Annotated in this window: 12 protein-coding genes; 3 read left to right on the top strand and 9 right to left on the bottom strand. The window is 59.3% G+C overall.

The window, feature by feature from the left end; translation table 11 throughout:
* Together ACOI1H_RS19840 and ACOI1H_RS19835 are read left to right on the top strand one after the other, a co-directional pair.
* On the top strand, window positions 1-279 hold a 279-nt coding region (locus tag ACOI1H_RS19840; protein ID WP_422439576.1), incomplete at its 5' end, for a transposase.
* Window positions 280-843: 564 nt separating this feature from the next.
* Complete coding sequence (locus tag ACOI1H_RS19835; protein WP_422439574.1) at window positions 844-1,521, top strand: VPLPA-CTERM sorting domain-containing protein; 678 nt, start codon at window positions 844-846, stop codon at window positions 1,519-1,521.
* A gap of 486 nt (window positions 1,522-2,007) precedes the next feature.
* Here ACOI1H_RS19835 and tnpC read toward each other — a convergent pair whose 3' ends face one another.
* The 8 genes from tnpC to ACOI1H_RS19795 form a co-directional block, all read right to left on the bottom strand.
* The gene (gene tnpC, locus ACOI1H_RS19830) at window positions 2,008-3,573 is read right to left on the bottom strand and encodes an IS66 family transposase (RefSeq protein ID WP_422439572.1); all 1,566 of its coding nucleotides are present in this window, start codon (window positions 3,571-3,573) and stop codon (window positions 2,008-2,010) included.
* Between the two features lie 69 nt (window positions 3,574-3,642).
* On the bottom strand, window positions 3,643-3,963 hold the full coding sequence (gene tnpB / locus ACOI1H_RS19825; protein ID WP_422439571.1) for an IS66 family insertion sequence element accessory protein TnpB: 321 nt from the start codon (window positions 3,961-3,963) through the stop codon (window positions 3,643-3,645).
* A 32-nt stretch (window positions 3,964-3,995) separates the two neighbouring features.
* Window positions 3,996-4,412 carry a transposase gene (locus ACOI1H_RS19820; protein ID WP_422439569.1) on the bottom strand — a complete coding sequence of 139 codons (417 nt, stop codon included), beginning with the start codon at window positions 4,410-4,412 and terminating at the stop codon, window positions 3,996-3,998.
* Between the two features lie 125 nt (window positions 4,413-4,537).
* On the bottom strand, window positions 4,538-4,999 hold the full coding sequence (locus ACOI1H_RS19815; RefSeq protein WP_422439578.1) for a hypothetical protein: 462 nt from the start codon (window positions 4,997-4,999) through the stop codon (window positions 4,538-4,540).
* A 192-nt stretch (window positions 5,000-5,191) separates the two neighbouring features.
* Window positions 5,192-6,601, bottom strand: a complete 1,410-nt coding sequence (locus tag ACOI1H_RS19810) for a hypothetical protein (RefSeq protein ID WP_422439567.1) — start codon at window positions 6,599-6,601, stop codon at window positions 5,192-5,194.
* Entirely contained in the window at window positions 6,598-8,478 is a 1,881-nt protein-coding gene (locus ACOI1H_RS19805; RefSeq protein WP_422439565.1) for a hypothetical protein, read from the bottom strand. Before ACOI1H_RS19805 ends, ACOI1H_RS19810 begins: the two co-directional genes overlap by 4 nt.
* Window positions 8,479-8,584: 106 nt before the next feature.
* Window positions 8,585-9,181, bottom strand: coding sequence for a helix-turn-helix domain-containing protein (locus tag ACOI1H_RS19800; protein ID WP_422439563.1), 597 nt, complete (start codon window positions 9,179-9,181; stop codon window positions 8,585-8,587).
* Between the two features lie 85 nt (window positions 9,182-9,266).
* Window positions 9,267-9,728, bottom strand: coding sequence for a hypothetical protein (locus ACOI1H_RS19795; protein ID WP_422439561.1), 462 nt, complete (start codon window positions 9,726-9,728; stop codon window positions 9,267-9,269).
* A 555-nt stretch (window positions 9,729-10,283) separates the two neighbouring features.
* Here ACOI1H_RS19795 and ACOI1H_RS19790 point away from each other — a divergent pair.
* Entirely contained in the window at window positions 10,284-10,820 is a 537-nt protein-coding gene (locus ACOI1H_RS19790; RefSeq protein ID WP_422439559.1) for a hypothetical protein, read from the top strand.
* 616 nt (window positions 10,821-11,436) lie between these two features.
* On the opposite strand, the gene ACOI1H_RS19785 is transcribed toward ACOI1H_RS19790, so the two are convergent.
* Window positions 11,437-12,687: an IS256 family transposase gene (locus ACOI1H_RS19785; protein WP_422439558.1), complete on the bottom strand. Its 1,251-nt coding sequence runs from the start codon at window positions 12,685-12,687 to the stop codon at window positions 11,437-11,439.
* Between the last annotated feature and the right edge of the window lie 235 nt (window positions 12,688-12,922).

The raw sequence follows: 12,922 nt of genomic DNA, 5'->3' as shown, positions 1-12,922 counted from the left end.
CTATCGTGCAAGCGGTTCGGCGACAACGAGGTGCGGCTGCAACTGCACGCCTTGGCCTACAACCTAGCCACCTTCTTGCGCTGTATCGAGCTGCCCGAGGCTATGGCGAACTGGTCACTGACGAGCCTTCAGCTCAAGCTGATCAAGATCGGGGCCCGCGTGGTGGGTCACGCCCGCGCCATCACCTTCCAACTTGCCGAGGTCGCGGTGACTGGCCCAATGGTCAGGGCCATCCTTGCCGCCATTCACCGATTGCGAGCGCCGCCGTCATGCGCGTGACCTCGAAATTGGCGAAAGCCGAACAAAAGCGGCAAGACAGCTCTGTCTGTCGTGCTGCAAAACGTGGCCGCATGACCAAGGTGACGCGCATTCGCGGTCCGATCCACCAACATTCGAGCGCTCTGACGGCCGCAGTCGAGGCTGGGAGGGCAAATCACTTGATCTGGCGGCAAGATCAGGAAAGGTTGACGTCAAGCGGTAGGACACTTGGGGAATGCCGGTTAAGAAGCTTACCGACTCCCCAACTTAAGCCGGTTGTGGTATCCTTACGCCACCGTAAGGCAGTCGAATCAGACACTCTACCGAAACTGTTCAATAAGTGCTGTGGACCATCAATACAAATCCAACATTTAGGCAATGACTCATGCCGAAATGGAAACAATCACAACCATAAATGTGCTTTGTTTCTAAAAATAGGGTGAGCCTACTACCGGATTGGAAAAGATGTCAGGAATGAGGTGGCAAAGTGTCATCAGTATGAGATACTATTTTTGTCAAGATGTTTTTAGGACTTCAGCTTCCCTCCATGGGATCAAAAGAGGCAAATTTAATCAGGAGTTGGCTATGAAATTCAAATCTATTTTTAGTGCTGTGATCTTGACTTGCTTTGCGCCGATGGCGCAAGCGGCGACTCTGGATTTCATTTCCGCGGCGAACAACAACGAACGTGGCTTTATCGATGGATCCGTTGTCACTTTGGATGGTGTCGATGTGACGCTTTCGGCGAACGGAAGCAACTACGCATACTTCGACCATGGCAATGCTGGTCTGGGTGTTTGCGGAATAGTCACTGATTTTTCTATTGGCGGTACGACCAATCGTTGTGCGTCTGGTGCGAGCGATGACAACGTTACCCTTTCAGAGGCAGTGACAATTGCCTTCAATACTGCAATGAACTTAAGCGGCCTTGTTTTCCAGCAAGACGGTCATATCCCTTTTAGTGACTCTTCGACCGAATTGGAGAGGACTTTGCTATTTGGGATCAATGATGGGGCCTTTGGTCGCTATACGTTTGGTGGCCTGCAAGGTCTATCTTTTACCGGTGTTTTCAGCGCGAGTTTCGCCTTTGATAACGCTATGTTCGATCCTGTCAGTGCGAATGGTTTGACGCGCGACGCGCAACAATTCTATTTGGCGTCAGCTACCGTTTCTCCGGTTCCTGTACCAGCGTCCCTTCCTTTGCTTTTGGCTGGCTTAGGCGGACTGGGCCTGCTGGCGCGCCGCAGGCGCAAGGCGTCCTAATCGTTTAGCGCTTTGAACGTCAGAAGTTGAGAGCCCCGGAACTTCCGGGGCTTTTTCATGCTTATAGGGAAATGTCGCTTAAATCGGCTGCTTATCGTCGGGCCGGACGCGGTCGTGGGTGGCAGAGAGCTTGGTGGATCGCAGCTGGAAGGCAGGGCAGACGACCGCGCCACAAGAGAGCATGGCGCACCTTTCGGACATGAGCCGCTGCCCTGTCGTGGGTGGCTGTGCCCCGGGTATTCCAATCCAGAACCAACGGGCCGGAGGCATTGCAACATCCTACATCTATGGATGTCTCTCCCTTTGCAAGATTCTCGCTGATCAGTTTCGCCGCCAGGTCCGAGGTTGCAAACATCTACCCGGCGTCACCGGTCGATGGTGCGCCCAAATGGGAATTCTGCGGGGTGAGCCTGAACAAATGGTCGGTCTTACGAGACCATTATACAAGCCAGGTTCCTCACACACGGTAAGCGCCACGGCGTGACCCTACGCGGCGGGGCTTGACGGCAGCCTGAAGCGCCACGGCATAAGGTCTTCGATGCCGCTCTGCGGATGGCCGTCGAGGATCGCGTGGAGGGTGTCGGCGAGGTAGTCGACGGGGTTCACGTTGGACATCTTGCAGGTGGCGACCAGCGAGGCGAGCATGGCCCAGTTCTCGGCGCCGACCTCGTTGCCTGCGAAGAGCGCATTTTTCCGCGTCAGGGCAATCGGTCTGATTTGATTTTCGACGGGGTTGGTGTCCAGCTCGAGGGTGCCGTCGTCGAGGAAGCGGATCAGGCCGGGCCAGTGCGCAAGGGTATAGCGGATGTCCTCGGCCAGCTGGGATTTCTGTGGGACGCGCGACAGCTGCGTTTCCAGCCACGGCTTGAGCGCGGCGATGATCGGGGCTGAGTGTTCGCGCCGGGCGACCAGCCGCACCTTCGCATCCTTGCCCCGCACGGTCTTCTCGATCTGATAGAGCAGCGCGATCTGGCGCAGCATCTCCTCGGCGATGGGGGAGCGGTCGCTCTCGAAGCGCTTCACGAAGCGGCGGCGGACATGGGTCCAGCAATAGACCAGCTGCCACGGGCCGGTGTCGCGCGCGATCTCCGTCAGCGCGTTGTAGGACTGGTAGGCGTCGCATTGCAGGAACCGGCCGCGGTATCCAGCAACGAACTCCAGCGGATGTTCTTTCCCCCGGCCAGGGGCGTAGTGGAACAGAACAATGGGTGGGCCGACACCGCCATGACCGCGGTCGTCGGACACGACGGCCCAGAAGTAGCCGCTCTTGGTGGCCTTGCGGCCCGGGTCCAGCACTGGCGCGCGGGTCTCATCCATGAAGATACGGTCAGCGCCGCGCAGATGAGCCTTCATGTGATGGATGATGGGCATCAGGTGGAAGCACGCGCGGCCGACCCAGTTGCCGAGCGTGCCTCGATCCAGATCGATCCCCTGCCGCTTGAAGATCTCGGCCTGGCGGTAAAATGGCAGGTGGTCCCCGAACTTGGACACGATGATCGAAGCGATGAACAGTTCCGTGGGCAGCCCGCCGGGCACGACATGCTCGGGCGCATGCGCCTGCGCCACGGCCTGCGAGCAGCGGCGGCAGGCGTATTTGGGGCGCCGTGTGACCAGCACCCGGAACTGCGCGGGGATCACGTCGAGCCGTTCGGACACGTCCTCGCCGATCTTCGCCATCTCGCCGCAGCCGCAGGGGCAGCGCGTGCTGGCAGGCTCGATCACGCGCTCGACCCGGGGCAGATGCGACGGCAGATGCCCACGGTTGCGCTTGGGCTTGCGGGGCTCCTCACCGCGCGCCCGTTGCAGCGCGGCCTCGGCCTTCTCCTGCGCGGCCGCAAGCACACCCTGGGCCAGTTCGGCATCTTCCAGAGGCAGGTTGAACTGATCGGGCGACAGCTTCTCGGAGCGCTTGCCGAACTTCTCGCGCTGCGACGTGCGCAGGATTTCCTCCAGCCTACGGTTCGCCTCCTGCGACTCCGCAAGCGCCGCCTCCACCTCAGTCAGGCGGGCTTTCAGAAGGGCGTTTTCCCGGGCGAGAACGGCGGCATCCATAAGCCAAAGTGAATCATGAGACACCCGTTCTGACCAGAAAAAACAGGAGTTTCCGGCACATCCTGGCGATCATCCCGCCACCAGCGGGCGTCGCGCGCGCTCCGGCCGGACCAGCCGCCAATCCAGCCCTTCGAACAGGGCCGCCATCTGGGCGGAGGAGATCCGCATCACCCCGTCCTGCACCTGCGGCCAGACGAACTTGCCGCCTTCCAGCCGCTTGTGAACAAGCACCATTCCGGTCTGATCCCATATCAGCAGTTTGATCCGGTCCGCGCGTTTCGACCGGAACACGAAGACCGCCCCGCAGAACGGATCGAGCCCGAACATCTCCTGAACCGCCAGCGCCAGCCCGTCGATCCCCTTGCGGAAGTCCACCGGCCGCGTTGCCATGAACACCTTCACGGGCCCGCCCTGACCAAACATCATGATGTTGCGGCCCGCGCCGCGCGGATCGCCCGCGTCAGATGGCTTTCATCGACGTCGGCCCCCGCCCGGATCACGACATCGCCCACGACAATCTCCAGATCGGATGCGGGACGCGCCGTCGCCGCATCCACCGCCCCATCGTTGACCATCAGTTCCGCGAAGAACGGAAAGGCCGCCACGCTCTCGGGCAGCACCAGGTTGCCTTTGCGTATCCGCTTGCGCCAGTCGTATATCTGCCAGCGAGTGGTGCCGTGCTTGCGCGCGACATCAGCCACCTTCACACCCGGCATCATGCTCTCCGCCGCGATCCGCGCCCGCTCAGCCTTCGTCCGCCGCCGACGCCCGCTGGGCCCCTCGATCACCTCGAGCCGGGAAACCCCAACACCCCTTGAGCCGTCCAAATGGACGTCCATTTTGCCGTCTCTTTCCAAATCCAAGACCTCCACCGCACGTTTGTGCGCAGAATGGCCGGATCAGGTCAGCAATGGCAGGAGGTGGTTGGCGTTGCGCTTACCACACACGGAGTTTACCGGTCGGTTCATTTCTTTGGTCGTCTTGTAATCCTTGCTGCGCGCTTAGACGGCGGCGATGGCGCGGTTCGGCCTTTCATGCTCTCGATACTGACGTGGCCCAGCAGCAACTGGGCGGCCCGCAGGTTGCCGGTCTGCTGGTGGATGTAGGTCGGGAAGGTCCGGCGCAGGGAGTGCAACCCGTAGTGGGCGGGGTCGAGCCGGGCCTCGTAGGCGTATTCAATCGTGTAGCCCTTACCGAGCATTTTGTTGAACTGCAGAGCCAATTCAGAGATCGCCTCCTTCTGTTTGAGTTCATCCACTTTTTTGGGTGGAAGCTGGTCGATCTGTGCTGCCAGTCTTTCGGCCACGCGCATCACCAGAAGACCGCCGTTGGAACTGAGCTGCGTGCCTCGAAACTCCAGCCGCACCCGGCGGTCAAAACCAAGCTGCCCATCACCCGTTTCGCGTTCACCCTCTGGGTGATCCATAATCCGCCATCTTCAGCCGGAATAACATACTGAAATATAGAGCCATTACTGGAGATCTGAGGTGCGAAAACGTCACGTCACCTGGGAAGTGTGGGTCGAAGTTTCGCAGCAAAGAGCATCGTTCCGCCTGCTAATCGCGGGTGCCTCGCGGATGCGGCTGTCTGCCTCGCATGTCCAACTCCCTTTTGCCGGTCATTCTCCACCTGCCTCGACAGCTGCGACACACTCATCCATGGCTTTGACCGCGCCGCTTTCGGCGAAGTCGCTGCGGTAGGTGTCCTGCATCCAGCGGTCCGTGTGTCCGAGCATGTGCTGCGCCGCCCAGCGAGCATCGGGCCGCTCACGTCGCACGAGATCCGTCAGCAGGGTCCGGACCAAGTGACCGTGGATGCCGAAGTCCTCCTTGAGGCGCCGGTTGATGAAGTCTGCGTTGAGCACATCCTCACCCAATGTCAGCAGGTTTGCGCCCTGCAGTTCCGCGACGCGGCGGGTGATCATCCAGGCAGGCCTGTCGCCAAGCAGATGCGCGTCGATGAGGGTGGAGCTACCCGGCCAGAGCGCTCCGATGGCTTTGTTATGATCCGTCTTGGATTGACGTATGCCATGGCACCAATTGCCGTCACTGTCCCTGACGAGATCGATCCCGATGACCAACCGCCGGAGGTCACCCTGGCGATCGCCGGTGTTGACGAGCAGCGCATAGGCAACGGCTTTCTGGCGCAGGCGCAGGGCGGCGGTGCTGTGCCCAGGCAGAGCGGCGGCCTGTTGCGCGGCTTCGGTGGCCTTGTGCAGTATGTCGGGGAGGGCGAAGCGCTGTCGAAAGTCACGCAGTTTGGCCCATTTTCCAGGATCTTTGTCCGTGGCCTCCTCCGCGAGCGCGCCAGTCAGGTCGGCCAGTGCTGCGAGACTCGCATGATCGAGCAGCCCTGCGCGCAAAAAGAACATGCGTAAGCGCTCGCAGTAGTCTGCCGCTGTTCGGAACGAGACATCGCGATCCTCAATGAGATAATGCACAAATGCCTCGAACAGATCTTCGCAAGGCACGGGTGCGACGTCTACAGCGCGGGTCGCCGCCCACTCCCGGCTTTTTGCTAGCAATCCCACAGCCGAGATCACGGCATCTCGCGTCTTGAGAGCCAGACGCGGCAAGCGCGCGCCGTACGGCCGCACCGTCTTGTCGAGGGCCGGCAAGGCCGCCGACCATGTTTCGGGCCAATCCGGCGGTGCCAGACCGACACGGCGAGAGGTGTCCGGCTTGGAGATCTTGGCGTTGTAGCGTGCATTGAGCCAGGCGTCCCAGCGCTGCTTGACCGGAATGGCAGGGTTGAGCGGGACATCCGGCGCAAACATCCGCAGCCCCGTCAGCAAGGCGCGCAACCGTGAGCGCGATGTCCCGACGGCGGCATAGATCTCTTCCGTGACCAGATCGGGCGGCAAGCCGGCCTGCACCAGGCGGGAATAGAAGTCCTGCATCGCGGCGGCGACGCCGCGCTGAAGCGGGGCACCCCGCAGGTGCGCCTGCATCCGGGCCATGACTTCGGCCGGGATATCGGGGGCACGCGCCGCAACGGCCGCAGCTTGTTCATCAGAGGTGGTCATCATGTGTGGCTCCTTTTGAGGAATGCGTTGAGCGTGGGGTCGATGTTTTCGATGACATCAGCGAAAAGCCGGGCAGCGGCGGCGCCCTCGCCGCGCGCGTAGAATTTTTCCACCGTGGCGACGGCGTCGCCGAGAAACGCCGCGACAGTGGCGTAGTCGCCCGGATTGACTGCGAGCCAGAGCGTCGCCGCCACGTGCCGCATCATGTGCGGCTGCAAGCCCGGCACTCCGAGCCTTTCAACACATCGGTTCCAGATTTTGTTGAAACTCTGACGCCCCAGCACGCCTGTCGGCCCGGGCACGAGCAGTTGGTTGACCTCGACGTCGATGCCCTTGGCGGCACACCACCGCGGCAGACCTTCATCGAGCCAGGACACAATCACCTGCCATTGCCGGTCTGGGATTTCCCCTTCGATGGGCCGCCGGTTTTTGACCCGCGAACGGTGGATATCGAGCCAGGGGCGGCTCTCACGCAATGGCCTGATGATCTCGGCGTCCGGCCCATCGATAAACATGCCGTTGAGATTGCGGCTGCGCACCGAGCGGGCCAGTTGCAAGGCGATGAGGGCCGCACCCATCGACAGATGCAGCGCCTCGCCGCGCGCGCGCGTCCCCAGATCGTCCCAGATCGCAAAGGCCGCTTCGGCCTCCGCCTGCAACAAACGCGGTCCCGAAACGATGGTGCGGGCAATCGCCGGGTTGCGCTCGATGAGCTTCACGAAGGCCTCCCGCTCGACCGACATCTCGCGCGCCTGGTAGCTGTCGACGCGGTCGAGCCGCGCGTCCTCCAGTGCCCAGATCACATCTTCATCCCAGTCATTGCGGCGGGCCAGGGTTTCCAGCGCCGACAGGATCGAGGTCCCGCCCGCCGTCTTGTCCGCATCCAGCATCACGGGCGAGGCCTTTGCACGGGCGACATAGCACGCCGTCGCACGCTCGATCGTCACCGCCGTGACCAACGCCTCGATCGTGGCAATACCGTAAGCCTCGTCGCGATCCGGGAAGGCATGCCGCACCAGCCAGCTCAATGCGTTGAGGTGCCGCTTGCGCGCGGCTTCGACATTGCGGACCGGCCGCTTGCGCCGCGCCCGGTCACGCGATCGCCCGCCCAGGGGATCGGCCCCCAGCGCACCGCCGAAGCGATCTGTCTGGCGTGCATCGTTGCGGATCGCCAGTTTGATCGCGCGATCCCGCGATCCGAGAAAGCCCGCGCTGAACCGTGACCAGTCGAGTGGGCGGTCCCGCAGGCCCGGCAGATCCCCGATCGGCATGTTGGGCAGCAGATCGGCGATGGCCGGGTGGCGGTTCTGCGCACGTATCAGCTTGTTGTAGGCCGTGATCGACCGGCGCAGCGTCGGTGCCTTGTCTGCCCGACAGGCTTCGAGAGCCCGGGTGGCTACCTCCGTGGTGAGTTGTGCGGGATGGGTGTCGCGGCACTGGGCCCGCAGGTTCGCAATCGATACTGAGAACATGTTGGGCAGCAGCAACTGTCCGTCGGCATCGCGCGTATTCTCGACCTCCTCGGCATAGGCCTGCAGCCGCGCCCAGGCCGCATCCTCGGACACCGAGATCACGGGTGCCGCGATGTGCAGTTGTGCGCGCCGGATCGCGGCGGCGATCTTTTTCACCCAGGTCTCGAAGGCCTCTTCCTGGGCACCGGGGGTCACGCCCCCGAATGCACCGGCCCAGACGATCTTGCGGGACATCTCGATCCAGGCGTTTTCGTCGGCGGGGACATGCGACAGGGGCTTGCCCGTGAGCCGCGTCACCTTGGTGAGCGCCGCGCTATAGACCTTTGTGGAGGCCTCCGAGTAGAGCACCGGCAGCAGGAGCTGCACGTCGCGCAAGGTGGCCAGTTTGATGGGTGTCTGCAGTGTCATCTTTCATTCCCTTTTTTGAGTATTCATTCGGTGCCCGGAGCGTTCATCCACAGGTAGATGAACGGAACGGGGGGCGAAGTTTGGGCCATAAACTTCGCCCCCCGTGTCATTCATCGGACAAAATCCTTTGGTTTTTTGAAGGTTTGGCGTTCATCCGGCGTGCGCGGGCAACCCACTTGTCTTGTTGCCAGCGCGCGACCTCTGCGGGGACGAAGCGCCAAGCGCGACCGATCCGGCGGCACGGCAAATCGTCTGCCTTGGCGCTATTAATGATGTAGCTTGGAGTGCATTTGCAGACGTCGGCGACCTGATCCGGGTGCATCAAATCGACCGCATAGGCCGCGGCCATGTCGTCAGATGGCTGACCGCCCTCAAAGCGCAGCACGTCCTCCATGCGGTAGCGCAGCAGCCCATTGTAATGGACCGGCAGCAATCGGCCGGCCCGCTCCTGGCGCCAAAAGAAGGCATCGCTGCCGTGCTGCCAGCGCCGGATTAAATCGGCGCGGTCCCAGAAAGGCGTCGGAGACACCGCAATGGACACTTGGTTCGGCTTTACGTCCATGGTGGGTCCTCCGTGTTCATGACACGAAGGAACAAGGGAAAAAATTCGGCGATTCCAAATTTGAGCTTTGAAGTTTTCAAATTCTATGGAGGGATGTCCGATAGTCCCGCCGCTTTGCATTGGATTTGCGTATCGCCGCATCACGACATGAGCAGCAAAGATGCCAGAGTTTTTCCTAAGTTTTTATTGTCTGAGTGCAATGAACATCAGTGTCAGTGTTTCGGATTTATCTTGGCGGCCGCCTGCCGTAGAGAGAAGACCGCCGTGCGCTCGACATTTGCAGGACGGATCGGCGCACAGCATCTCCGTAACGAGCGGATCGTCCGCTGAGTTGACCTAAAATGGGGGTGTTATATGTCTGACCGTACGAGAACCCGGAATGTGACAACGCAACCAAAATACGGCGCGCGCCATCAAACAGCGTTGGCGCTTTGAGCGAAGCAGTGTCTAACTCTTTTGCACAGTCAACATGCACGAGCAGAGCGCGCGCCCGGCGGCGGCGGCTCGATGTCCCAAATGCGAGCAAGGCGTATCGTTCGTCGCCAATTGTCAGAACATCAAGAACGAGCGTTGGGCGCACCTTGGGCTGTTCGGTACTTTCACGTTCATGTGGAAACCTAAAAGCGACAATATCGTTAGCCTTAACATCTTGTTGCCATGGCAATGATGGGGATTGCTGGTCGTCCATGCGACAGCTCCTTTTTTTTTAAGAAAAAGTATCGCCGCACCGTCCTGGAGCCTGTGTGATCCAAGCTTCCAGTCTGTCTGTGCGGCATAGCAAACGCACGAACAGACTGGACACTTTGATCGCCCAATGCCCTGCATTTCGTAATAACATTTTTATCTTCACAGTTCTTCGTCATAATCGGAAAGAAATCCGACCTTTCGTTGTGCGGACAGGGGAATCGCGTTTGGGTATGTCTCGTCACGTAGAGGTCGAAAATCATCGAAAACTGACCACGAACGCAGCGAGAGAGCCCAAAAGTTCACGCTCCGTTCGCCCTCTTCGCGCTCAAATTTCCAAACGCGATAGCCCTGGTTGTGCGGATCCCACATCGCGGAACATTTTGTAAATTTCGCATCTCGATCAGAGCAACGACAGCATTTTTACAAAAAACTCCAAAATCTGGTTTTTATATTTTTCAGACGGCCCCAGGTAATATTCAGAAGCGGGCTGATGGTCAGATCGCCAAGATAAAACGGAACTAATAAAATGGGTCAACCATACGTAAGCAAGCTCATAATGCTCGACGAGAATGATTTTAATTTTGGTGAAGAGATTGAAAACTGCGAAGAGCTAATTGAAATGGCTTATGAAGCTTTTAAAGATGATTCTTCGCAAGGTTACCTCAAGGAAGATGAATTTATTGAGCCGGTCGGATTTTTGTCCGAGCGATTGGACAGATTCACGGAAATGGACGGCTATAAGGGGCCTTATTTTCTTCACAATGCAACAGGTTGGAACAGCTGTATTTCCAAAATATTCAAGAGTGATTTAGGCATCACGCCGCATGAAACTGCGTTGTTTCTTAAAACAGACAATCCGCATGACATTGCACTTCGCTTAACAAATGATCTTGAGTGCGGATTAAGCTATCGCGAAAAATCTCACAAAAAACATGAGTGGGCGCTGAAGGGCGTATCGCATCTCGGCATGCCCGGTTTTTTGAATTCCGATGCCTTTCTTCATCGCCATCGAGATGATTTTTGCGATTTTCGCAGTAAAAATTTTGGGCCAGGGCGCAGAGTATTAATGGAGGTTGCGTTTCTGTATCAATAGTGAAGATGCGATGAGTAAATACAGCGGCGATTTGCTTTAATCACAGGGTGACAGGTAACGCCACTATCGGCGACGTCGCGAGGCGATGATTGTCTATAGACAGGAGCGGCTTTGCCGCTCCTGTCCCCCACTGCAAACGTGTTTCTACCGACATCTGATTTTGTGCGGTAGCCTGCAAAGCCACGCCAGTCCGACACGGACCGACTTGGTGTCGCCTCAAAACACCTTCGCCAAATCAAAGCCGGGATGTCCCGGATTTCTGCTTCATGCAGAGGCTCTGCCGGAGTCTCGACCGGTTTCAAAGCCACACGGTTGAGCGCGGCCGGGACTTGTTCACCCTCTTCGCGGGGATTACGCGGTGCTTGGGTTTTATATGATATTTAGGCACCAAGAGTTTGACTGCAGGCAGGACAGTCCCCTCAGACAAGGCGTTCGCAATGGCAGGCAGGCCGCCAGAACCTCGGCGTGTTTCGAACCCAGCCGTCCGTGGCCGATCTGCAGACGGCTGAGGCGCTGCAAGACCAGCGCCGTTGGCTCCGAGCGCCTTACAGGTGCTCTTCTCGACCGCCTAACCCATCGTGTCCACGAGATATGGGCAAAAGTTGGTGACGCTTGATCAGGCGGCGGCTTGAACGTGGCGAAGCCCGTCGCGGAACTCAACCCCTTGGATGATCTCGGGCAGGCGATTTTGGCCGTCGAGTTTTCGCCATTTCTTCTGGGCGGACATCATCAGCTTGTGGGCCATGGCCAGTCCGGTCTTGCGGCTGAGGCACCCTTTGGTGCGTTTTGTGCGATGCCGGACGGTGGCGAAGGTGCTTTCGATGGGGTTTGACGTCCGGATGTGCTTCCAGTGTTCGGCCGGGAAGTCGTAGAAGGTCAGAAGCGCGTCCCTGTCCTTGACCAGCTTGGCGACAGCCTTGTCCCATTTCACACCGTAGGTTTCGACGAAGAAATCGAAGGCGGCGTTCGCTTTGGCTTTTGTCTCGGCTTGCCAGATGTCGTGCAGATGGCCCTTGGCTTTTGCTTGCACAGATGTCGGCATCGCGTTCAGCACGTTCATCGTCTTGTGCACCCAGCACCGTTGTTCCCGCGTCGTGGCGAATACCTCGCGCAGCGCGGTCCAGAACCCAAGTGCGCCATCACCGATGGCCAGTTTCGGGTCCTGTTTCAGGCCGCGACGTTTGAGATCGAGCAGCAGCTCGCGCCAGCTTTGGGTGCTTTCGCGGAAGCCGTCGGTCATGGCCAGCAGTTCCTTGCGACCATATTCGTCGGCACCCACGATCACCAGAACGCATTGTTTTTCCTCAGCCATTCTCGGTTTGAAATAGACGCCATCCGCCCAGATATAGAGGAACCGCCGCGAGCCGAGGTCTCGTTTCTCCCAAGCCTCATAGTCTTTCCACCAGTCGGCCTTCAGTCGGGTGACGGTCTTGGCGGACAGGCCCTTGGCATTCGGGCCCAGCAGCGCCCCCAGCGCCTCGGTGAAATCACCCGTGGACACACCCTTGAGGTAAAGCCACGGCAGCAGCTCTTCGACTGATTTCGCCTTGCGCAGATACCTCGGCAGGATGCTGGGCGTGAAGGTGATCTTGTCTTCCCCTGCACCCCGATCCCGCACACGCGGCACCTTTACCGGCACCGGTCCGATGCCGGTCATCACTTCGCGCTCGGGCAAGTGACCATGACGGACCAGGCGCGCGCGCCCATCTTCGAGTCTCTCCCCGGAAAAGGTGCTCATAAGCGCGTCCAGTTCCGCGTGGATCGCCTGTTCGATCAACTTGCGCGCTCCATCGCGAAGGACGTTAGTGAACGGGTCGGATGTAAAACCCTTTGGATCAGGCAGTTGGGTGATGGTAGTCTCTGACATGTGGCAGATCCTTTTCTCAGCAGAGAATTGACGGCGTCTGAACACCGCCATGATATGCCGCCCCTCAGGACATCACCAACTTTCGCGCGTTTCTCCGTGTCCACAACCTGGAAATGAACGGCGAGAGCTACCGCCTCAAACACAGCCGCTAATCAGCCAAAACCTGAAGCGCAAAGACCGCAATCCGGTTTGACCACAGCGACGCACAGCTTCGTTGCTCTGTGAGACTTAAACC

It is taken from the genome of Loktanella sp. DJP18, from assembly GCF_049310965.1.
Lineage (GTDB): Bacteria > Pseudomonadota > Alphaproteobacteria > Rhodobacterales > Rhodobacteraceae > Loktanella.
Note: the sequence above shows the minus strand (reverse complement) of the source record. Positions and strands in the feature narration are given on the sequence as shown.